The 20143-nt window shown below is 46.6% G+C and carries 21 protein-coding genes; 11 read left to right on the top strand and 10 right to left on the bottom strand.

The genetic code is table 11. From position 1 onward, the window contains the following. The first annotated feature begins 30 nt into the window (after positions 1-30). The 3 genes from ACUALS_RS19735 to ACUALS_RS19725 all read left to right on the top strand — a co-directional run bounded on the left by ACUALS_RS19735 (position 31) and on the right by ACUALS_RS19725 (position 1728). Positions 31-231: a hypothetical protein gene (locus ACUALS_RS19735; RefSeq protein WP_005469882.1), complete on the top strand. Its 201-nt coding sequence runs from the start codon at positions 31-33 to the stop codon at positions 229-231. Between the two features lie 30 nt (positions 232-261). After that, positions 262-411 carry a hypothetical protein gene (locus ACUALS_RS19730; RefSeq protein WP_005469480.1) on the top strand — a complete coding sequence of 50 codons (150 nt, stop codon included), beginning with the start codon at positions 262-264 and terminating at the stop codon, positions 409-411. Positions 412-513: 102 nt separating this feature from the next. Beyond that, a complete protein-coding gene (locus tag ACUALS_RS19725) occupies positions 514-1728 on the top strand; it encodes an iron-containing alcohol dehydrogenase (protein WP_005469669.1) in 1215 nt (404 codons plus the stop codon). Positions 1729-1778: 50 nt separating this feature from the next. Here the strand turns inward: ACUALS_RS19725 and pyrC are convergent, their stop codons facing one another. Both pyrC and ACUALS_RS19715 read right to left on the bottom strand, forming a co-directional pair. Then, complete coding sequence (pyrC, locus tag ACUALS_RS19720; RefSeq protein ID WP_331402642.1) at positions 1779-2807, bottom strand: dihydroorotase; 1029 nt, start codon at positions 2805-2807, stop codon at positions 1779-1781. A 157-nt stretch (positions 2808-2964) separates the two neighbouring features. Then, positions 2965-3123: a YqaE/Pmp3 family membrane protein gene (locus tag ACUALS_RS19715; RefSeq protein ID WP_005469665.1), complete on the bottom strand. Its 159-nt coding sequence runs from the start codon at positions 3121-3123 to the stop codon at positions 2965-2967. Positions 3124-3348: 225 nt separating this feature from the next. Here ACUALS_RS19715 and ACUALS_RS19710 point away from each other — a divergent pair, with 225 nt between their 5' ends. After that, the gene (locus ACUALS_RS19710) at positions 3349-5166 is read left to right on the top strand and encodes an MOSC N-terminal beta barrel domain-containing protein (protein WP_454449478.1); all 1818 of its coding nucleotides are present in this window, start codon (positions 3349-3351) and stop codon (positions 5164-5166) included. Between the two features lie 51 nt (positions 5167-5217). Here the strand turns inward: ACUALS_RS19710 and ACUALS_RS19705 are convergent, their stop codons facing one another. Both ACUALS_RS19705 and ACUALS_RS19700 read right to left on the bottom strand, forming a co-directional pair. Then, positions 5218-6129, bottom strand: coding sequence for a GGDEF domain-containing protein (locus ACUALS_RS19705; RefSeq protein WP_454449477.1), 912 nt, complete (start codon positions 6127-6129; stop codon positions 5218-5220). 127 nt (positions 6130-6256) lie between these two features. Next, complete coding sequence (locus ACUALS_RS19700; RefSeq protein ID WP_454449476.1) at positions 6257-7156, bottom strand: DMT family transporter; 900 nt, start codon at positions 7154-7156, stop codon at positions 6257-6259. Positions 7157-7254: 98 nt separating this feature from the next. Here ACUALS_RS19700 and ACUALS_RS19695 point away from each other — a divergent pair, with 98 nt between their 5' ends. Next, a complete protein-coding gene (locus tag ACUALS_RS19695; protein ID WP_269978254.1) occupies positions 7255-8043 on the top strand; it encodes an AraC family transcriptional regulator in 789 nt (262 codons plus the stop codon). Between the two features lie 89 nt (positions 8044-8132). Here the strand turns inward: ACUALS_RS19695 and ACUALS_RS19690 are convergent, their stop codons facing one another. Continuing rightward, positions 8133-9053 carry a M14 family metallopeptidase gene (locus ACUALS_RS19690; RefSeq protein ID WP_454449475.1) on the bottom strand — a complete coding sequence of 307 codons (921 nt, stop codon included), beginning with the start codon at positions 9051-9053 and terminating at the stop codon, positions 8133-8135. Positions 9054-9234: 181 nt separating this feature from the next. Here ACUALS_RS19690 and ACUALS_RS19685 point away from each other — a divergent pair, with 181 nt between their 5' ends. Beyond that, positions 9235-10137 (top strand): DUF808 domain-containing protein, encoded by a 903-nt coding sequence (locus ACUALS_RS19685; protein WP_454449474.1) that lies wholly within the window; start codon positions 9235-9237, stop codon positions 10135-10137. 26 nt (positions 10138-10163) lie between these two features. On the opposite strand, the gene ACUALS_RS19680 is transcribed toward ACUALS_RS19685, so the two are convergent. Beyond that, positions 10164-10805, bottom strand: coding sequence for a DsbA family oxidoreductase (locus ACUALS_RS19680; protein WP_454449473.1), 642 nt, complete (start codon positions 10803-10805; stop codon positions 10164-10166). Positions 10806-11013: 208 nt separating this feature from the next. Here ACUALS_RS19680 and ACUALS_RS19675 point away from each other — a divergent pair, with 208 nt between their 5' ends. Further along, positions 11014-12369, top strand: a complete 1356-nt coding sequence (locus ACUALS_RS19675) for an alpha-amylase family protein (protein WP_454449472.1) — start codon at positions 11014-11016, stop codon at positions 12367-12369. 54 nt (positions 12370-12423) lie between these two features. Here the strand turns inward: ACUALS_RS19675 and ACUALS_RS19670 are convergent, their stop codons facing one another. Continuing rightward, positions 12424-14292, bottom strand: coding sequence for a methyl-accepting chemotaxis protein (locus tag ACUALS_RS19670; RefSeq protein WP_005469572.1), 1869 nt, complete (start codon positions 14290-14292; stop codon positions 12424-12426). A gap of 91 nt (positions 14293-14383) precedes the next feature. Continuing rightward, positions 14384-14989 (bottom strand): AraC family transcriptional regulator, encoded by a 606-nt coding sequence (locus ACUALS_RS19665; RefSeq protein WP_454449471.1) that lies wholly within the window; start codon positions 14987-14989, stop codon positions 14384-14386. Positions 14990-15165: 176 nt separating this feature from the next. Here ACUALS_RS19665 and ACUALS_RS19660 point away from each other — a divergent pair, with 176 nt between their 5' ends. Beyond that, a complete protein-coding gene (locus ACUALS_RS19660) occupies positions 15166-16266 on the top strand; it encodes a 1-acyl-sn-glycerol-3-phosphate acyltransferase (protein WP_454449470.1) in 1101 nt (366 codons plus the stop codon). Between the two features lie 57 nt (positions 16267-16323). On the opposite strand, the gene ACUALS_RS19655 is transcribed toward ACUALS_RS19660, so the two are convergent. Together ACUALS_RS19655 and ACUALS_RS19650 are read right to left on the bottom strand one after the other, a co-directional pair. After that, positions 16324-16923, bottom strand: a complete 600-nt coding sequence (locus ACUALS_RS19655) for a hypothetical protein (RefSeq protein WP_454449469.1) — start codon at positions 16921-16923, stop codon at positions 16324-16326. Between the two features lie 122 nt (positions 16924-17045). After that, positions 17046-17339, bottom strand: coding sequence for a YfcZ/YiiS family protein (locus ACUALS_RS19650; protein ID WP_038141607.1), 294 nt, complete (start codon positions 17337-17339; stop codon positions 17046-17048). 463 nt (positions 17340-17802) lie between these two features. Here ACUALS_RS19650 and ACUALS_RS19645 point away from each other — a divergent pair, with 463 nt between their 5' ends. The 3 genes from ACUALS_RS19645 (at position 17803) to ACUALS_RS19635 (ending at position 20087) form a co-directional block, all read left to right on the top strand. Further along, the gene (locus ACUALS_RS19645) at positions 17803-18261 is read left to right on the top strand and encodes a TetR/AcrR family transcriptional regulator (protein ID WP_038141606.1); all 459 of its coding nucleotides are present in this window, start codon (positions 17803-17805) and stop codon (positions 18259-18261) included. A 384-nt stretch (positions 18262-18645) separates the two neighbouring features. Then, positions 18646-19650 (top strand): response regulator, encoded by a 1005-nt coding sequence (locus ACUALS_RS19640; protein WP_038141605.1) that lies wholly within the window; start codon positions 18646-18648, stop codon positions 19648-19650. Next, entirely contained in the window at positions 19650-20087 is a 438-nt protein-coding gene (locus ACUALS_RS19635; RefSeq protein WP_038141603.1) for a PAS domain-containing protein, read from the top strand. Before ACUALS_RS19640 ends, ACUALS_RS19635 begins: the two co-directional genes overlap by 1 nt. Positions 20088-20143: the final 56 nt, after the last annotated feature.

Below are 20143 nucleotides of genomic sequence, written 5' to 3'. Positions count from 1 at the left end.
GGTAAGTTTGAAATATAGGGTCGTTGAATCATGAGTGATTTCGAGAAAGAACTAGAGCAAATGTCTCAAGAAATGGGTGATCAGCCAGAAGTCGCGCTGCCAACAATTGACGAGCAAAAGGCGATTGCAGCAGAGCTGAAACAGCTTGAGGCAGAAGGCAAACTCACTCCAGAAGTACTTGAACAGTACTTTGGTAAGTTTTACGCGAAGAACGACAGACCTGTTCATTAATTCGTCGTGATTGCATTTCGAAAGCCGCCAATGGCGGCTTTTATTATTTGGACGACAGAAATGTTTATTGTTTATCGATTGATTAAGTTAGCCGTGATTTGTGCGGTCTTTTTTACCCTTTATGATCTTATCGCTTTCGGTGAAATTACTTGGGTAAGTCGGCTCATTGCCCAGTTTTAGGCTTGCGTACAAACTATCGACAAAAGTTTTGCTTCAAGACTAGAGATAACTCTTTGTAAAGACTAGGCTATCAGTATATCCCTCATCACAAAGAGACAGATAATGGAACAAAAGCTCTATTACTGGCTACATCGAGCCTACATGTTGGGTCTAAAAGTGGCAGCCAAAGTGCTTCCCATCTCCAAACCGACCCTTTTCTTGGGTAAAGAAGCGCTTAAACAGCTTTGCCACAGTGTCTCTATCATGGACATCAAAAAAGTGCTGATTGTGACCGACAAGGGGATTGTAAAACTCGGCTTAGCGAAAAAGCTCGCGTTTGAGTTTGAACGTGTCGGGGTGCACTGCGATATCTATGATGGGGTTGAGCCTGACCCGACATACAATCACGTGGAAGCAGGGCTGTCTCTGTATCGAAAGCATCGGTGCCAAGCTGTTGTGGCACTTGGTGGCGGCTCTCCAATCGACTGCGCGAAGGTGATTGCTGCTTGTGCAACCAACCATAAACCGATTCGACGTTTGGTCGGTTTGCTCAAGGTATGGAAGGCACCTGCTCCAATCTTCGTCATTCCGACAACGGCAGGCACAGGATCAGAAGTGACCGTTGCTGCCGTGGTATCTAATCCTGATACTCACCAAAAAACACCCATCATGGACCCGAAACTTGTGCCAATTGCAGCAGCTCTGGACCCAAGTTTGATGCTCGCGTTACCAGCGCATATTACTGCGCAAACTGGCATGGATGCATTAACCCACGCTATTGAGTCTTATCTTTCAGGCAATGCTACTCAAGAAACCGATCGCTACGCGTTAGCGGCTATAACCTTGATTGATGAAAACCTCGAAAAAGCGGTCAAGTTTGGCCAAAACGCGACAGCTAGGCAGAACATGGCGCTGGCTTCTTACTATGCGGGTCTCGCGTTTACCAAAGCCAGTCTTGGGTATGTTCACGCGATTGCTCACACGCTCGGGGCGAAGTACGGTATTCCTCATGGGTTAGCAAATGCAGTCGTACTGCCGCACGTACTCGCGTTTTCTCAGTGCGCGGCAAAAGAAAGAATGGCGAAGTTGGCCGATACGCTGGCATTAACCGACAGCCATGTCTCAGACTCGTTAAAGGCGCAAGCGTTGGTTGACTATGTTAAGCGTTTACAGAAGCAGCTAGATCTGCCGTCAAGTTTTGACCAAATCTTGCAAGAGCATGTTACGGAATTGGCGAAGCAATCTTTACATGAGGCGAGGTGGAATTACCCTGTGCCCAAGTATATGCAGCAAGAAGAATGTGAGCAGTTGATTTTGGCGGTCGCCGTAAATAAATAAAAGCCCCAAGCATGGCTAAGGGACTATCAACTATTTACAAGATTGGTTTTCTATTTAACGGTCCAACCGATGGTTTCGCCTGCGCGAATCGGTACAACGATATCATTGCCAAATGGCATAGATTCAGCCACTGGCCATTCTTGTTTAGTAAGCGTTACGGTATCTGTGTTGCGAGGCACGCCGTAGAAATCAGGGCCATTATGGCTAGCAAACGCTTCAAGATTCTCAAGTTTACCTTCCAACTCGAACACTTCTGCGTAAAGTTCTAACGCTGCATGCGCCGTGTAAGAACCCGCACAGCCACAAGCCGCTTCTTTCATGCCTTTCGCATGTGGCGCTGAATCTGTACCAAGGAAGAACTTTTTGCTGCCGCTCGTTGCGGCTTCAACTAGTGCTTTTTGGTGAGTATTGCGTTTTAGAATAGGGAGGCAGTAAAAGTGTGGCTTGATTCCGCCAACCAGCATGTGGTTGCGGTTGAACAGCAGGTGATGAGCGGTGATCGTTGCTGCCACGTTGTCGTTCGCGTTTTTCACAAACGTTGCCGCATCTGCGGTCGTGATGTGCTCTAAAACAATTTTTAGATTTGGGAAATCATTGACGATAGGCGCTAAAACCGTATCAAGGAACTCTTTTTCACGGTCAAAGATGTCAACATCATGGTGAGTCACTTCGCCATGCACGAGCAGTAGCATGCCGACTTCTTGCATTGCCTCTAGCACGTGGTAGATGTTTTTTGCGTTAGTCACACCAGAGTCTGAGTTGGTTGTTGCCCCCGCAGGGTAGAGCTTAGCCGCAACAACAGCACCGGATTCTTTCGCTTTGCGAATTTCGTCTGGCGTTGTGTTATCCGTTAAGTAGAGCGCCATAAGAGGCTCAAACTGCGCACTTGGTTTTTCTGCCATGATACGTTCACGGTACGCAAGCGCCATTTCAGTGTTGGTCACAGGTGGGACAGTGTTTGGCATGATTAGCGCGCGGCCATTGTAGCGGCTAATATCTCGCACGGTATCCTTTAGAACGTCGCCATCACGAAGATGAACATGCCAGTCGTCAGGACGTGTGATCGTAAGTGTTGTCATTATTGCTCCCACCATTAGTAAGTTGTCTGATTGGAGCCCAAGCCAGCGAAAACTGTGAAAGCAAACGCTTACGCTTAGGCGACAGGATGATAGAGCAATCAGCTTTGTATTTCATCCCTTTTTTGCGGGCGCAAATAATCGTTGGACTTTTACTCAGTTATTTCATCGTAAGCCACAATGCGTGGATGCTGCCGGGAAGAAAGAAAAAGATCGTTAACACGAGGTTGATAATGAAGTCTTTATTGAGTCCTTTGTCGAGAAATACCGCGAGTGGCGGCAAGAAGATACAAAGTAGAATCATGACCAGTTTGTTCATAGGAGTTTCCTTGTTGATAGAATAGATAACAACACTATAGAGTTTTTTAAATATTTGGTGTTTTTTGTTTAGAGAAAGCAATGCTGTCTCAAACTTAAGATAGATTGAAACGTAAACCTTATCTGTACAAAACAATGACGACAATCTAAGGGAACTATCTATTCCAAGACAGTCGAGTCGAGATGAGTATAATATAGCCAAATTATTACAAGCTCAGGATTAGCAATGTCAGCTTCAACTCTTTCTCAAATCAATGTTTTTCCGGTTAAATCTGTTGGTGGTATCTCACTCTCTTCTGCATGGGTGGAAAAGCAAGGTCTCGCCTTTGATCGCCGTTTTATGCTTGCCCTTTCTGATGGTTCTATGGTGACCGCGCGTAAATACCCTCAAATGGTGCTGGTTACCTCAACATTAACACCGGACGGGTTGATTTTTACCGCTGCAGGATACGAGCCGCTGCGCTTGCGTTATCAAGACTTTAAAATGCAAGAGGCGCCAGCTCAGGTCTGGAAAGACAATTTTACTGCTTACACAACGACGGATGACGCGGATGATTGGTTCAGTGAAGTACTTGGCCAGCGTGTGGAGTTGCTGTTTACAGGTGAACAGTCGAACCGTGTCAGGGAAAAGCTCGGACATAACGTGAGCTTTGCTGATGGTTATCCGCTGTTGGTGATCAGCGAAGCGTCATTGGATGAGTTGAACCGACGCAGTTCAGAGACACATTCGATGGACCAGTTTCGTACTAATTTGGTGGTCAGTGCCAGCGAACCTTTTGTTGAAGATAGCTGGAAGCGAATTCGCATTGGTGAAGTCGAGTTTGAAGCGGTAAAGCCTTGTGAGCGCTGCGTTTTGACGACGGTAGACGTTGAGAAAGGTGAGTTTCGTGCGTCCAAAGAGCCGTTAAGTACTTTGTCACAGTTCAGAGCGAACGAACGGGGTGGCGTTTTCTTTGGTCAGAACTTAGTGGCGAAGAATGAAGGAATGATTCGCCAGGGCGATCAAGTCGAGGTCCTAGAGTATAAAGAGAAAGAGGTCTACGAAGACAATTCTCCGGTACAGCGTCTCATGACATGCGTAGAGCGAGAAGATATCGCCCGAGATTTCACCACATTTTGGTTGGAGCCTCAGCACGGAGACATGCCGATTTATCGATCGGGTCAACATCTGCCGATTACGTTGGACATTGACGGTGAGCAAGTAGCGCGTCGCTATACGTTGTCATCTAGTCCATCACGACCTGGTCGTTTGGCCATCTCTGTTAAGCGGGTTAACGGTGGTCGCGTGTCTAACTGGCTAGCCGACCACTTCCAAGTCGGCGATACATTGAGCTGCGAAGACCCTGATGGACGTTTTCATATTGGCAATAAGCAAGGTTTACCGATGTTGCTGCTATCGGCTGGGAGTGGCGTCACACCCATGATGTCTATGCTTCGTTATCTTTCAGATCATGACCAAGTCAATGATGTCGTGTTCTACCATCAATGTCGCAGTGTGGAAGACATTCCGTATAAAGAAGAGCTGGATGAGTTAAAGCGCAAGCATGAAGGATTGACTGTGTTTATCTCGTTGACTCAAGCGCCGATAGACTGGTTTGGCTTGAAAGGAAGATTAAGCCTTTCTCACCTCAAGCAAATTAAAAATCCAGATCAGCGTCAGGTGTTTGTGTGTGGTCCTGATGGCTTCATGCAAAAAGCGAAGAACTTGCTGTTAAGACAGGGGCTGCCTGAGTCTTGTTATCACCAAGAAGCATTTGGTGTGGCGACTGTCGCCGTGAAAGAGCACAAGTCAGTCACGATTTCGTTAAATGGCAATGTGTTTACAGGGGACAACCAAAAAACATTGCTTGAGCAAGCTGAAGATGCCGGTTTACCCATTGCAAACAGTTGTCGTGCGGGGCTGTGCGGCGCTTGTAAGGTGACGGTAGAGTCAGGGAAAGTGCATCAACCTGATGTGCCAGCTATCACCGAGGAAGAGCGCAATATGGGTGTCGCGTTAGCTTGTTGCTGCGTCCCAGAAACCGACCTTGATATCGTTAACTAACGAAGGTTAGCGTCTCTTTTTTTGAGGCGCTTTTCGTTTTCATCTCGATAATCAGCGGATCGCACTTTTGTTGCGTCCGTTGTGCTTCGCATCATAAAGCGCTTGATCGGCGCGTCGGTACAACGCGAAAAAATCGCAGTCTTCACGGGTGAGCTCAGTCACTCCGCATGAAATTGTAAACGGAGCAGTCACATGATTGATCGGCGAGTTCTGAAAGTTAGTTCGTAAGCGCTCAGCAATCTCATGCGCACCTTGTGCTGAGGTGTTACTCAATACAATCAAAAACTCTTCACCGCCAATTCGTCCACAGCAGTCAGCACTGCGCAAGTTGCGGCGAATAATATCAGCTAGCTCGACAATCACTTTGTCGCCAAAATCGTGTCCGTGTGCGTCGTTTATTTTCTTGAAATGATCAATATCGATAACGATACAAGAGAGCGGTGTATTTAACTCAGACGCTTGGTGGTAAGCGCTGGAAAAAAACTGCCACAGCTTACGTCGATTGCACAATTTGGTGAGTTCATCGGTATTGGCGAGTTCGGCTAATTTCTCCCGCATGTTGACCAAATCGGTTATATCCGTTGAAACGCCAATTAAGCCAATGACTTTCTTCGTGTTGATGCAAATAATGGGCTTTTTGATGGCTCGGTAGATGCGCAGTTTGCCGTCGGGAATGGCTTTGGTGTGCTCTTCGTGAATGACCGTATTCGCCGTTTCAAACACGGTTCGGTCGCTGGTTAGAATATCGTCGAGCAGCTCGGGGTCGAAAAAGTCATGATCGGTTTTCCCTTTTAGCGCTTCGAGGTCAGTGTTGAATAACTCCAGAGTGAGTTGATTGGCGTATAGGTACTCTCCATGACGGTTCTTGACGAACACGTAAGAGCCTATTTCATTCAAGACCACTTCATGCAGTGTGAAGTGGTCATGGTTGTAGATGTCTTCAATGCGCTCCAGTTCTATCATAAAACCTCCCAACGTGAGTGAGGTCTAGCCCATTTTTTACTGACGTTTGCGCAACTAACAATCTTATCTAATTATAAAGTACATTTTAGCTCGCCCTTTAACCATATACTGAATTGTCAGTAACTACCTATATCTGGTTAACGTTTTGCAGCGTTTGTTGTGTCTTACGTTTGAGTTTTAGTTGAGAAAGTAGTACGCCAGAGATCACCATCAACCCACCAAACAGGTGATAGTGTTGAATGGTTTCACCAAGTAACGTTGCTGCAAGGGTTATCGCTACGACCGGCATTAGGTTCATAAACATCGCGCTTGAATCTGCGCCTATGATGTCAATCGCTTTAACCCACATCCAAGGAGCGAGAACCGACGCCGCAACGCCTGCATACGCGATGAGTGGTAAAGATTCAGTGGCCGGCAGTAGTTGATCGCTGGTTAACCAGAGCGGGGTGAGCATCAACAGTGCCAATACGCCTTGCATGTAAACCATAGTCCAATTCGAGATTGGCATTTTCCAACGTTTAAGCAGGACACAATAGGCGGCGTAGCATACTGCGGTGATCACCATCAGCCCGTCACCAAACGAAATAGAGTTATGCAAGAAGAAGGTGGCATCACCTTGACCCAGCATCAGCGCTAACCCAGCGAGCGCCAAAACGCCCCCTATGATGCTTAAAGGTGAGATGGATTTACCCAATAATGGCACGCTTAGGAAAACGCTGAGTAACGGAACCAGTGATGAAATCAGTGCCATGTTTGATGCGCTGGTGGTTAATCCGGCGTAGTACGCTAAGGTCTGGTTAAGTACCATGCCAAGCAATGCCAAAAACGCGATTTTTGCCAAGTAAGGTTTGATGATGCCCCACTGCTTGATCACTTTCGAGAGGCAAAAAGGGGTCAACAAGGCAATCGCCAGTAGCCAACGGTAAAAAGCCATTGAGCTTGGTTCAATGACCTCTGACGCCATCTTGTTAATGATTGCATTTCCGCCCCAAATGAAAACGGTAATGAGGGGTAACAGGTAAACCATGTGATTGCCATCGCGTTATTTTGATGGAAACTAGTGTGACAGGTCTATATGATTGCAAATATCTTTAAAAAGACATTAGGCGTTGTAGGAAGACAAGTTTGAGAAAGTCAGCGAAACATCTTCATCCGTCTTTATCAATCGATAAAGCACCATCCGATGTATTTATGAATTTTGAGGCGTTTTTGTCCAACACAGAAACCCGAATGCACAGCCATCCGTGGGGGCAGGTGCAATTGATTAGTGGTGGAATTTTAGAGATGGAGGCGGAAGATACTCGATTTCTCGCGCCGCCTCATCTAGCGATTTGGGTACCCGCGGGGGTAAAACACACAAGTTATAACCGAAAGCCCTTATCCTATTGTTCGTTAAACATCGATCATACTCTCACCACAAATTTTCCTGATTGTACAAGCTTGATCAAAGTGACGCCGATTGTGTCGGCGATTATCGACGATTTTCGTCAACGTGGGGTAAATGTGGCGCAGACTGAGCAGGATAGGCGATTGGTTCAAGTGCTGCTTGATCAACTCGCTACGCGGGATACGCAACATCACTTTCTTCCGTCCACGGACAATAAGTATCTGGCGACGATATTAGCAGCGGTAGAAGAAAACCCCATCGACAACCGCAGCCTATCGGAGTGGGCGGAGCACGTTCACACCACGGAGCGTACGCTCGCGCGCCATTGCCAATCTGAACTCGGAATGAGCTTTACGGAGTGGCGGTTGCGTGTTCGTTATCTCTATTCGATGGATCTTTTGCGTAAAGGTCATTCGGTGAAAGAGGTGGCGCTCACCTTAGGCTATAACCAAGCGAGTCCGTTCATTGCCATGTTTAAAAAGTACTCTGGGCAGACACCAGAGCAGTACAAAAACAAACTGCTGTAATTGTTTGGTTAAAGCGCAGGCTAGGTACGTTCGTTAGAAACCAAAAAAGGCGCAATATTGTCTGCGCCTTTGTTGTAGTGAGTTGATCTTTAGAGCTGCTCTATTACAAAATCTAGCCCACCGACGATCGCAGCGACTTGCGCGCGGTTGCATTCGTCGTCGGTGACTTTGTCACTATCTGGATACACTTCGGTTGTGGTGCCAAAAGTGCAGGTCGTGACGCCTCCGCACAGACCAAGTTTCACCATCGGGTAATTGATCACGCCATGTTGCACAACCGGTGAACCGATGATCTCGCCTTGCTCATCGGCAGGTGCGATATGTGTGACCTTGCTCACCGATGCAATCACTGCTGCTTGGAACTCAGGTTGTGGATTTTCCGTATCGCCCACGGTGTAGAAGCCATCAGGAATCATGCCTTCGATGTATTCGATACCCTCTCTTGCGGCGAGCGCTGGTCGAAACTCACTCTCATCTGTATCCGTTGTTTCATGCAGGTCGATATGAACCAGCACATCGCCTTCAATTGTCGCAACAAGAGCCATAAGGTTTGCTGACTCTTCAGCAGGACTGTTTGCGTAGAAAGAACGGTTTGGATCGATGGCCAGTGGGTTCCAACGATTGATGGTTTCATAACCCCAAGGGCTAACACAGGGCGCGACGATGATATTGAACTGTTGGCTATATTTCTCCATCTGTTCATCAGCAAACAGCAGAGCGCCATGTACGCCGCTGGTTTCGTAGCCGTGGACGCCGCCTGTGATTAAAACCGTTGGTTTCGCTGCGTCCCATTGTTTGCTCTTGATGCACAAAAGAGGGTAGCGCTCAGGGTCATAAGAGAGCGCGCCATATTGCTCAACATTAAAACGTTCAGCTAGCGCTTTAATTTTAGGCACAACTTCTTGCTGGTATTCGCGTTTGATGGTGGTTTGTTCACGCCAAGCGATTCGTTCCGCATCTCCCCATTTTTGTCCTGGGGTGCCGATAGGGTAGGTGTAAGAACTGCGCATTACCTTGCCTTTGAGGTTATTAAAATATCGCCACAGCATAGTGCGCAATGCGCAGTCTCGCAATCACTAGGCGGTAAGAATGGTCAGTTTTTCCCTCTCTTAGCGTCAATTTGATTTGTCCTTTCTAATTCTAGTGTTACATTTGCTTACATTGATTGATGGTCCTAATGAGAGTGGACTTATGGCAGGTGCAAGCCTTTTAACCTTGTTGGATGATATCGCAACCGTTCTTGATGACGTTGCATTAATGTCGAAAGTCGCGGCAAAGAAAACTGCCGGAGTTTTAGGTGATGATCTTGCGTTGAACGCGCAGCAAGTATCTGGCGTGACAGCAGAACGTGAGATCCCCGTAGTTTGGAGTGTGGCGAAAGGATCATTTCGCAACAAGCTCGTGTTGGTTCCTGCGGCGCTATTGATTAGTGCTTTTGTCCCTTGGCTGATTATGCCGCTGCTATTGCTTGGCGGCTTGTTTCTGTGTTTCGAAGGGGCAGAGAAGATCATTGAAAAGCAGTTTCATAGTAAGCATCCCGAGCAAGAGAAAGTGCAGCTGGACAATGAGTTATCCATTGAAGAGTATGAGAAGCGAAAGATCGCCGGTGCAATTCGAACCGATTTTATCCTTTCAGCGGAAATTATTGTGATTGCGTTAGGGACAGTGCAAGGTCAGTCCACACTTACCCAAGTGCTGGTGGTGAGCTTAATAGCGGTATTGATGACGATCGGTGTCTATGGTCTTGTTGCGGGTATCGTTAAGCTCGACGATCTTGGTTTTTACTTAGAGCGCCGAAGCCAAGGTAAAGGGATGATGGCGACAGTTGGACGAAGCTTGATTGCGTTTGCCCCTAAACTGATGAAGGTGCTGGCGGTCGTCGGTACAGCGGCCATGTTTCTTGTTGGTGGTGGGATTGTGGTCCACAACGTTCCGATGATTCACCACTGGATAGAGCCGATTATCATGGACATTCCCAACATCTCTTTGGCAAAAGCGCTGTTTCCTAGCTTATTAAATGGCTTGATTGGCGTGGTCGCTGGCTTGGTCGTGGTCTCTGTTTGGTGGCTGATTGGGCGAGTTAAAAACCGATAAACTAAGGAGAACCAAGGCTCTCCTTGTTACTCTTGTGTGATTTGTCGTAACGCTGAAATCAAGAGGTCGGTTGTTTGCGCCCCTGAGATCAGATGCTTTTGATTAATGATAATCGCAGGTACGGCGTTGATACCAGCTTCAAGCCATTGTTGCTCCGTAGTGGCGACACTCTCTGCCCAGCCTTCATCACGGATAACCTCTTCGGCCACACTTGGGTCTAGACCGACGCTTTGAGCGCATTGGATCAAGACTGCTTCGTCTCCGATATCTTGATTGTCGGTGAAGTAGCAGTGGAAAAGTGCAAGTTGTAAGTCCAACTGTTTCCCTTCGCTCGATGACCACATTAGCAACTGGTGTGCTTTGCGCGTGTTGTAGATGCGCATATCCGGAGTGAAATGGAATGAGAATCCAACTTCATTCCCGAGTTGGGTTAACGTTTGCCTAGCGGCGTCACTCGCTTCATCGTTGGTGCCATACTTTTCCTGTAAATGCTGTTTGAGATTTTGCCCCTCTACGCCCATTGCTGGGTTGAGTTCAAAAGGGTGCCAGTTAATATCGGCTTCCACTTTATCAGACAGTGTCATCAAGGCTTGCTCTAAACGTTTGTAGCCGATGATGCACCATGGGCAAACCACATCAGAGACGATATCAATACGAACTTTGTTCATTGTGCTTCCCTTACTTAACTTATCTATCAGTATAGCCTCGTCTTGGAGGCAATTTTATTGGAAGGGTCACTGTTTCGCTATCTCTACGCCTTATGGCTACTACGCAAAAAGTGCATCTTAGGGGGATAGGAAGGGTGATCCTGTTTGCTACTATGATGACAATGAAATGATTACGTTCAATAAAGAAGAACAACCAAAGGAACAGGTGATGTGTAACATTCACGCAACTGATGTCATTTTGCATGCGTTTGATTGGCCCTACGAACTGGTGACCAAGCGAGCGAAAGAAATTGCCCAAGCTGGATATAAAACCGTATTGGTCTCGCCACCAATGAAATCACTAAAAACAAAGGCGGGAACTCAATGGTGGCAACGTTATCAACCACAAGATTATCGCGTTATTGATAACCAGCTAGGTAATACTGACGACGTCAAGACAATGATTGCAGAGTTAAAGCAATACGACGTTCGCGTCTATGCCGATGTGGTGTTTAATCACATGGCCAATGAGTCGTCCGTGCGCACCGATTTACAATACCCAAGTGATAATGAGTTAGCAGACTATCAAACAGAAGCGGACTACTTCGAACAACAGAAGTTGTTTGGCGATCTGACTGAGCCCTTGTTTGACTATCCTGATTTTGTTGAAGCGTTCGGCATCAAGGACTGGGAAGACAAGTGGCAAGTCCAAAACGGTCGTATTACTGGAGGTCCGCAAGATCCAGGATTACCGACCTTACGAGTCTGCGACAACGTTGTGACCCAACAGCAAAACTACCTTTTAGCGCTCAAAAAGTTAGGATTTAAAGGGTTTCGCATTGATGCGGCAAAGCACATGACTCTAGAGCATCTACAACAAGTTTGGACCGAGGAGATTTGCCAAGACACGCATATTTTCGGCGAGATCATTACCAGTGGCGGCGCCACTAAGCCCGAGTACGAGCTATTCTTGGAACCTTTTCTCGCTCACACCCGCTTCGGTGCTTACGATTTCCCATTGTTTCAGGTGACGTATGACGCGCTCGAAGCCGGCGGAAGTCTAAAAAGCTGGGTTGATCCATACTGTTTTGGGCAGGCGCTATCACAAAGACGAGCCATTACTTTTGCCATCACGCATGACATCCCCAATAACCAAGTTTTTGAAAACCTTGTGATGGACGAAGCGTTAGAGTGGCTAGCCTACAGCTATATTTTGGGGCGAGATGGTGGGGTGCCACTCATCTACACCGACCTAGATACCAGTGGCTACTTAGATAAACGTGGTAACCCGAGATGGTTAAATGCGTGGAATGACCCTAAGATGGTCGCTGCGATCAGGTTCCACAACTCTGTTCACGGTGAACCGATGAAGGTCATTGAAGCGTCGGATGACGTTTTGGTCTTCTCTCGTGGGGAGAAGGGCGTTGTTATCATCAACAAATCGAAACGGGCGCAAACGATAGAGTTGACCTCTGAGCACAATTGGACTGATTTGCTCTCCGGACGCGAGTACTCCTCCGTGAAAGGACGTGTCGAAATGCGTGTTTCTGGCACAAGCAGCATGATGGCGGTCAGCACTGAATAAATAAAAAAAGGGCGCATAGATTGCGCCCTAACATAGGGTTGATTAGCGTCGAGCTTAGACGGTGAACTTGTTCAGTATAGAGTCCTGCTCACGAATATTCTCTGTTTGGGCTTGCATCGCGATGTTAGCGTTTTCAGCCGCATCCGCCACTTGTGTGGAGAGATCTTTTATCTTCACAGTGTTGTTGTTGATTTCTTCTGCGACCAAACTTTGTTCCTCTGCAGCAGAGGCGATTTGGATATTCATATCGCTAATGCGTTGAATAGCATCGCGAATACTGTTGAGCGCGACATTGGCTTCTTGCGCACGTGCAACTGCATCGGTTGCAGTGGATTTACTCATGTTCATCGCGTTGGCAACTGAGCTTGCACCGGCTTGAAGTTGTTCAATCATATTGCGAATTTCAGTGGTCGACTCTTGAGTGCGCTGAGCCAAGGTTCGCACTTCATCGGCAACCACGGCAAAGCCGCGACCAGATTCGCCCGCTCGAGCTGCCTCAATCGCCGCGTTAAGAGCAAGTAAGTTGGTTTGATCGGCAATGTCATTGATCACTTTCAGAATGGTTTCAATGTTATCGGTTGCCGACTCTAACACCTTAACCTCTTCTACTGCCTCATCGATTTTCTGCGACAGGTTATTAATTGCGCCCGTCGTATCGCTGACAACCGAAGTCCCCAAGCTTGTCGCGTCGTCGGCTTCTTTTGCTGCTGCGGCGGCGCCTTGGGCATTGTTGGCGACTTCACCAGAGGTGGTAGCCATTTCGTGCATCGCGGTAGCAAGCTGTTCTAACTCATGAAGCTGATCTTGCATTGCAGCTGCTGACTCTTGTAGGCCCATTGATGTCATTTCCGAGCCACGCAAAATTTCAGAGCCGATGGCTTTCGACTGGGTTATCAGTTGTTGCAGGGTTCCTGTAAAATCATTAAAGCCAGAAGCCAGCACTGAAAACTCTTTGTCTGTTTTAGTGTCCAGGCGCTTGGTCAAATCACCTTGCCCAGAGGCAACGTCTTGGATGGCGTCATTTAATGTATCTAGAGGTTTCATCAGAGCACGAATCAGTAACAGTAGTAAAAACACACTGATGACAAGCGCGATAATCGAGTAGACAATCGAGCTGTTTCGCAAGTCCGCGAGGGATTGATACGCCACTTCCTCGTCAAGTATCACACCAATGTACCAGTCTTCACCGGACACTTTAGAAAAGTCGAGGGTGAACTGCTTTCCATCCAACATGACTTGTTGAGGCTCTTCTTTAATTTGAGCGTCGCCGAGGAAATCTCTCATCGGAGCGCCATTTAGCTCCGTTTTGGGGTGGGCAATGGTCGTACCGTCTCCAGATACGATAAATACATAACCGGCGTTGAAAAGTTGGACTCGGTTAACCAACTCGGCAAGGGCGGCCAAGCTTACGTCATAGAAAATAGCACCAATGAACTGGCCGTTATCACGAACAGGGGTGGCAATCGAGACCAGAATCTCTCCGGTAGCAGAATCGGCGTAAGGCGCGGTGATGATCAGTTTGCCGGAGTTTTTCGCGTCAATGTACCAAGGGCGAACGCGTGGGTCCCACGTTGGTCCGGGATTCCAAGAAGGGTCATTATTGATGTTCGAGCCATCTTTCTCAAAACCTAAACCGGCGAGTAAAAAGGTCTCTTTGACAACCGGTCTCGTTAATACCGCTTCGATGGATTTGGGCGATAAATCGACTTCAAGCATACTTGTCGCGTATGCCGCGATCGCCTTGCGGCTGTTGATTTCTGCGCCGGTCGTGTCCCTTACCCCATCAACGATTTCGTTGACACTGGAGGTGACTTGCGAGCGGATTTCACTTTTGACGGTGTAATATTGTTGGAGCGTAAGTAAAGTGACGGTGGCAAGCAAGAGAGCAGATGATGCTGCCACGATTTTATGGCTGAATTTCATTCGGACATCCCTATCTATAAAATTGAGCGGTTACTCATAGATCTATAGTTAGTAAATGATTATTCAGCCAGTAAATTGTTAAACTTTTCTACTAGTCACCTAGCGTGATGGATTCCAGTTGCGTGAATAGCGCTTCGTTTCCATCAAACATTTGATTGATGACTTGCGCTCGTTTGTTGCCCGACAAAAGCCTCTTTTTTGCTTCACGGATTTTCAATACCAACTGATGCTCATTTATTAGGTCAGACTCTGCGCAATCCCACGTCCATTGATTGACCTGTTGGGTCAATGGACTCTCTTGCAGAGTGGGTGCCAACTGTGCGATGTCGGCTTTCAGCACTGTGAGCAGATCGACGTCGTTTTGAGTGTTTCGTGAGTCGTCCGATAAGCGATTGAATATCGCTTGAGCAAGTTCAGTTAGGGACACAAATCCACCTTGTTTCGGCAACGACACTTGGACTCGGCTCGAGATTTCAATACATTGAACGCGTGTATTTGGGAAGTAGCTAACTGCACATAAAGTATCAAACGGCAACCAGAAGCTCTGGCGAGGTTCTACGGCATACTCTAACTTGCCTAACTTGACCAATACCAAACCTTCTTTGACCTGCAAAAGGGTGTGCTTTAACAGTTTTCGTCTTGCCGTGGAGTGGAGGAAGTCGTATCGCGAAGTCTGATGTGAGATGGCGTAGTGCATGGGAATACTCATTACAAATGGGGCGCTAAGAGTAACGTGTCTCGTCTCAAAATCCAATATCAAATCAAGTTAAGGTAAAAACGTGGTCTGACCTTTGCAAATCTGAGAGAAGTATAGCTGCTAAGATCGCCATCTATGCGTAGAATAGGCCAGCTTTTTGTTTGATGTAACTAGAAATGACTAAAACTAACGACCCATTTATTGATATCCGTCCTTACAATGATGACGAGATTCCAGCGGCGATTGATCGACTGGTAAACGACGAAGAATTTATTAGCGCTATTTTACAGCACCGTTTCTCTAACCACGCTGGCTGGTTTAAGGCACTGATGTCACCTTTGGTGAAAGTGTACTTAAGAATGAAATGGTCCAAGCTCAACTCCGTTGAAGCGATACAGTTTGAAGTAAAAAAATATCTTGAACAAACCCTTAGCACCACAACAAACGGGGTGACTTATAGCGGTTTGGAGAAGCTTGATAAGCAGGAATCCTATCTCTTTGTTTCCAATCACCGTGACATTGCGATGGATCCTGCCCTAGTTAACTATGGTTTGTACCAAAGCGAACACAAAACGGTTCGTATCGCGATTGGCGACAACTTACTAAAAAAACCGTGTGCAACAGAACTGATGCGTTTGAACAAGAGTTTTATCGTGAAACGCTCAGCGAAAGGCCCGCGTGAAATGATGAAGGCGCTTGGGACATTATCTGCTTATATCAAGCACTCGTTGGATACGGGGCATTCGATCTGGATTGCGCAAAAAGAAGGACGCGCGAAAGATGGCAATGACTTTACCGATCCAGCGATTTTAAAGATGTTCCACGTTGAAGGACGTAAGCAGAAAATTGAGTTTTCTGAGTACATTAAATCGTTGAAGATTGTTCCGGTGTCTATTTCTTACGAAAATGATCCGTGTGACATCGCAAAAGCGTTAGAGCTATGGCAAAAAGCAGAGCACGGAAGCTACGAAAAAGGTGAGTTCGAAGACATCGAGAGCATCATTCAAGGCATCGTGGGAGAAAAGGGTCGTGTCCACGTTGCGTTTGGTGACGTTATCTCCCAGACCTATGACACGCCAGAAGCGCTCGCAGAAGAAATTGATCGCCAAATCCATCTGCACTACAAGTTGTTTCCGATCAACCAACTGGCAGCAGGAAATGAGGACGTTGATCAAAGCGTCAAGCAGAGCCTGAAAGATAAGTTGGTCCAATTGCCAGAAGCTGCTCAGCCTTATTTGATTGCCAGCTACGCGAATCCGGTGAATAACCAAAATTAGTGATAAAAATGAATAAAGGGATGCCGTAGCGCATCCCTTTATCGTTTAACCACCCCATTATGGAGCAACGGCACCCCCAAGGTTGAGTTTGGTTGGCCATTTACTGATCCGGTTTCCACCTAAAAAGATGTTTCCCCGTACCGTCATTGTATTTGGGAACTCGGTAATTTTTGAGCCACCAATGTACAAATTACCCTCCACGACCAATCCTTCCGGTAGCTTCGTTAATGGCGTGCGAATGACACTCAAATCGCCTTTTACTCTGAGTCTTGGTGGCAGAGAGGTGAGCGGCGTATCAGTTAGGTTGAGGTAACCCCCAAGTTGAATACCGGGCGGCCAGCGTTTGATATTGGCGCCGAGTAAGTTGGCAAATCCTTTGATGCTCACCCCTTTCTCCAACCGACTCAGGGCGCTATTTGACGCATCAAGGCTGCCATGAATTTCCAATCCCTCAGGGAGCGTTTTAATACCCGTCTTTGCAATGTTTAAGTTTCCATCCACGATAAGACCTGGGGGGAGCTCATCATAAGGCTTATTTCGCAGATCAAGGTTGCCGTAGTTATCAAGATGATTGAGTATTCGAAACTGATCTAATGGAGCGGCGTAGCTAATGCCCGTCGTGAGGGTTAACAACATCGCCAGAGCTATTGTGCGCATACCTTGCCTTTACGAATCAAACTTTCTTAAGTATGGATTGACTCGTAACCTTGGGTCAATCTGAGAAGGCTGCAGACATAAAAAAACGGGCGTGATGCCCGTTTTATAGTCCACTTGGAAAGTTATCGTGCCAGTGAGCGAGTCTTCAATTCGAAGATCAGTTTTTCTGCGCTGACTTCAAATTTAAAACGTGCTGTTAGCTCGTTTGACTCTTCTTCGATAGGGGACACTTCATATTGCACTGCCGCGCAGACTTGTTGCGCCAGTTCAATGTATTTAGCCAGTTCACTCTCAAGCAGTGCTTTGCCTTGCGCATAGATTGTCACCTCAGCGACATCGTCGCCTTCTTTGATGATGAAACCCATTTCTCCAGCGCAACCGCAAGCTTCACAAACGTCTTGTTGTTCAGTGCTCATCTCAATATATCCTCTTACTTAAATTAGGGTCATTTTAGCGACTAATGATCGGTTTATCTATAAAAAGCAAAGGGTGTTGAATTTGTTTCAAGGCTGCGTTTTATGTTGTTTCCAAGTTACTAACTGGATGGATTTTGAACGGAGGATCTACCGCCATGAGATCTAGATCACTAATTGGCGAAATTTAATGTCATTTACGCGTCAGAATGCCATTCAGTTAGTTGTCAGCTAAAGTAAATTATTAGACTATCGGCAATCAAATTATATCTAGAAAAGATGATGCCTTTTCATTTCATAAGTTCGTGGAATGCGTACTTGTGTTGGTTAGCTTACACCATAATTAGATTGCTTGTACGGTTTATCTGATGCAAGCGCAGTATAGGTAGGCGACAGAGAAGAGGTTTTTTTATGCATGACTCTTATTGAGTTAGACAGACGGATTTACAAAGAGAAGAGCCTGAACATGCCAAAGCGTAGTAAAGAAGATACTGAGATCACGATACAAAAGATCATGGACGCGGTTGTTGATCAACTGTTGCGTCTTGGTTATGACAAAATGTCTTACACCACTCTAAGCCAGCAGACTGGCGTTTCTAGAACGGGCATTAGCCACCACTTTCCAAAGAAAACGGACTTCACTGCCGCGTTAGACGGTCGCATTTTCAAGATGTTTGTTGAGCATGTTGATTTTGATAACGGTTTAGAAGCGTTTTCTTCAAGCTGGGTGAAAGCGCTAGACAATGAAGAGTTTCGCGCGATTTTGCGTTTGCTTTTCCATCATATCGTTACCTCTCAAAGCACTCACGAGTTTGCGACAAATGGGATTGAGCGTTTGTACAAAATGACTGAAACACAGTTTGGTCAAGGCAGCGAGAAAGAGCTGGAATGGCTGATTGGTAAATCGCTGGTTCGTATGGTCTAGGTCGTACTATCGCTATGAAAAAGCCTTCATTTGAAGGCTTTTTTTGTATCTAGGCTAGAGCAAAGGTTTACTGCTGAACAGGCTCTTTCTAGTACGTGGTTTTGGGTATGGTTGCGCCCATTAGTCAATTTTCCTCTTCTCTCGCTGGATCAAATTGGCGCTGCAACTTGCTGAAATTCGATAGTTTTAAGCTACCCTTAAAATAGATAGCAGCGGCTAGGGCTAGTGAAGGTTTTTGGGTCAAAGTGGTCGGAGAGTAAACCGTTTGGCCAGCGTTTTTACGACCTTTGATAAAGTTAATAATTCAAAAACTTCCCGTACCTGATGCGCTAACTATCTGTTAAACTGAATTTATTAATTGTACGAATGGCAGTAGGTGTACGAATGTCTTACCCAGTTTTAATATGTGATGACTCCGCCTTAGCAAGAAAACAAATGGCTCGCTCATTGCCCGCTTCGCTAAATGCCGATATCACCTTCGCTGTTCATGGTTTGGATGCACTTGAGCAGTTAGAGCAACATCAATTTAAGCTGATGTTCCTCGATTTGACGATGCCAGAACTCGATGGCTTCGGTACCCTTGAGGAAATTGGTAAACGTGGCATTGATGTGCCAGTCGTTGTGGTCTCGGGCGATATTCAGCCTAAAGCCAAAGAGCGTGTAATGGGGCTTGGAGCAAAAGCCTTTATTCAAAAGCCGATCGATAAAGATGCGCTAAACGAAGTGCTTAGAAGCTTAGTTCAGCCTGCTGAGCGTCCTCAAGTCATCACGCCAGTCTCTATTGAGTTGCCGATTCTACGTCGCCGCGACATCTATATGGAAGTCGCCAACGTATCTATTGGTCGCGCAGCTGACGCTCTCGCTCGTCATTTTGATGTATTTGTTCACTTACCGCTTCCTAACGTAAACATCTTTGAAGTCAGTGAGCTTCACATGGCGCTGCGAGACTTAGCGGAAAACGATCAAGTGTCAGGAGTATGCCAAGGCTTTAGTGGTGAAGGTATCGCGGGGGAGGCGCTAGTCCTTTTAAGTGACTCCAGTGTCTCTGACCTTAAAAAGCTGATGAAAGTGCCAGCAGACAGTGAAGAGCTTGAAGAGCTTGAGCTGCTGATGGATGTCTCTAATATTCTCGTTGGTTCTTTTCTGAATGGCTTAGGGCAACAGGCTGAGGTTCGTTTTTTCCAAAGCTCGCCAGTGTTGTTAGGGCAACATATTTCGATCGACTCTGTTATTCAGTCCACGACCGGCTCGTTTAAAAAGACAATGACTTTTGAAGTCAGCTACAACATCGATGGAACGTCTATCCGCTGTGATCTTCTGTTTATGTTTGTCGATGAATCATTACCACTTCTCGATAACAAGTTGGCCTACCTCATGGAGGACTTTTAATGATATCTCTTCCTGCAGAATTCGAGCAATTCCACTGGATGGTGGACATGGTACAAAATGTCGATTTAGGTCTGGTGGTGTTGGATCGCGATTATAAGGTTCAAGTTTGGAACGGGTTTATGACCCATCACAGCGGGATTCAAGCGCATGAAGCTATCGATAAGTCTATCTTTGAGCTGTTTCCTGAAATTCCGCAAGATTGGTTCAAGCTTAAAACCAAGCCAGTCTACGACTTAGGTTGCCGCAGTTTTATTACGTGGCAACAACGTCCGTACCTATTTAAATGCCGAAACGTACGACCTGTTACTCAACAAGCGGATTTCATGTACCAAAATATCACGCTGAACCCAATGCGAACCCCGACTGGTGAGGTGCGCTCTTTATTCCTATCAATACAAGACGCGACAGCGGAAGCACTCGTCTCTAAAAACAGCTAATTTGACCACAGCGCCAAGGTTTTTCTTGGCGTTGTGGTTTATGCTCAATAGCGGTT

The organism is Vibrio sp. NH-7 (genome assembly GCF_053643215.1).
The sequence above is the reverse complement of the archived record's forward strand: the minus strand, read 5'-3'. Positions and strand labels throughout refer to the sequence as shown.

What these genes read in the sequence shown, in the direction of transcription:
- ACUALS_RS19660 (WP_454449470.1), top strand. Translation starts at nt 15,166, where the DNA reads ATGACTAAAACTAACGACCCATTTATTGATATCCGTCCTTACAATGAT.
- ACUALS_RS19700 (WP_454449476.1), bottom strand. Translation starts at nt 7,156, where the DNA reads ATGGTTTACCTGTTACCCCTCATTACCGTTTTCATTTGGGGCGGAAAT.
- ACUALS_RS19635 (WP_038141603.1), top strand. Translation starts at nt 19,650, where the DNA reads ATGATATCTCTTCCTGCAGAATTCGAGCAATTCCACTGGATGGTGGAC.
- ACUALS_RS19685 (WP_454449474.1), top strand. Translation starts at nt 9,235, where the DNA reads ATGGCAGGTGCAAGCCTTTTAACCTTGTTGGATGATATCGCAACCGTT.
- ACUALS_RS19735 (WP_005469882.1), top strand. Translation starts at nt 31, where the DNA reads ATGAGTGATTTCGAGAAAGAACTAGAGCAAATGTCTCAAGAAATGGGT.
- ACUALS_RS19680 (WP_454449473.1), bottom strand. Translation starts at nt 10,805, where the DNA reads ATGAACAAAGTTCGTATTGATATCGTCTCTGATGTGGTTTGCCCATGG.
- pyrC (WP_331402642.1), bottom strand. Translation starts at nt 2,807, where the DNA reads ATGACAACACTTACGATCACACGTCCTGACGACTGGCATGTTCATCTT.
- ACUALS_RS19640 (WP_038141605.1), top strand. Translation starts at nt 18,646, where the DNA reads ATGTCTTACCCAGTTTTAATATGTGATGACTCCGCCTTAGCAAGAAAA.
- ACUALS_RS19655 (WP_454449469.1), bottom strand. Translation starts at nt 16,923, where the DNA reads ATGCGCACAATAGCTCTGGCGATGTTGTTAACCCTCACGACGGGCATT.
- ACUALS_RS19730 (WP_005469480.1), top strand. Translation starts at nt 262, where the DNA reads ATGGCGGCTTTTATTATTTGGACGACAGAAATGTTTATTGTTTATCGA.
- ACUALS_RS19650 (WP_038141607.1), bottom strand. Translation starts at nt 17,339, where the DNA reads ATGAGCACTGAACAACAAGACGTTTGTGAAGCTTGCGGTTGCGCTGGA.
- ACUALS_RS19715 (WP_005469665.1), bottom strand. Translation starts at nt 3,123, where the DNA reads ATGAACAAACTGGTCATGATTCTACTTTGTATCTTCTTGCCGCCACTC.
- ACUALS_RS19725 (WP_005469669.1), top strand. Translation starts at nt 514, where the DNA reads ATGGAACAAAAGCTCTATTACTGGCTACATCGAGCCTACATGTTGGGT.
- ACUALS_RS19645 (WP_038141606.1), top strand. Translation starts at nt 17,803, where the DNA reads ATGCCAAAGCGTAGTAAAGAAGATACTGAGATCACGATACAAAAGATC.
- ACUALS_RS19705 (WP_454449477.1), bottom strand. Translation starts at nt 6,129, where the DNA reads ATGATAGAACTGGAGCGCATTGAAGACATCTACAACCATGACCACTTC.
- ACUALS_RS19665 (WP_454449471.1), bottom strand. Translation starts at nt 14,989, where the DNA reads ATGCACTACGCCATCTCACATCAGACTTCGCGATACGACTTCCTCCAC.
- ACUALS_RS19675 (WP_454449472.1), top strand. Translation starts at nt 11,014, where the DNA reads ATGTGTAACATTCACGCAACTGATGTCATTTTGCATGCGTTTGATTGG.
- ACUALS_RS19710 (WP_454449478.1), top strand. Translation starts at nt 3,349, where the DNA reads ATGTCAGCTTCAACTCTTTCTCAAATCAATGTTTTTCCGGTTAAATCT.
- ACUALS_RS19690 (WP_454449475.1), bottom strand. Translation starts at nt 9,053, where the DNA reads ATGCGCAGTTCTTACACCTACCCTATCGGCACCCCAGGACAAAAATGG.
- ACUALS_RS19670 (WP_005469572.1), bottom strand. Translation starts at nt 14,292, where the DNA reads ATGAAATTCAGCCATAAAATCGTGGCAGCATCATCTGCTCTCTTGCTT.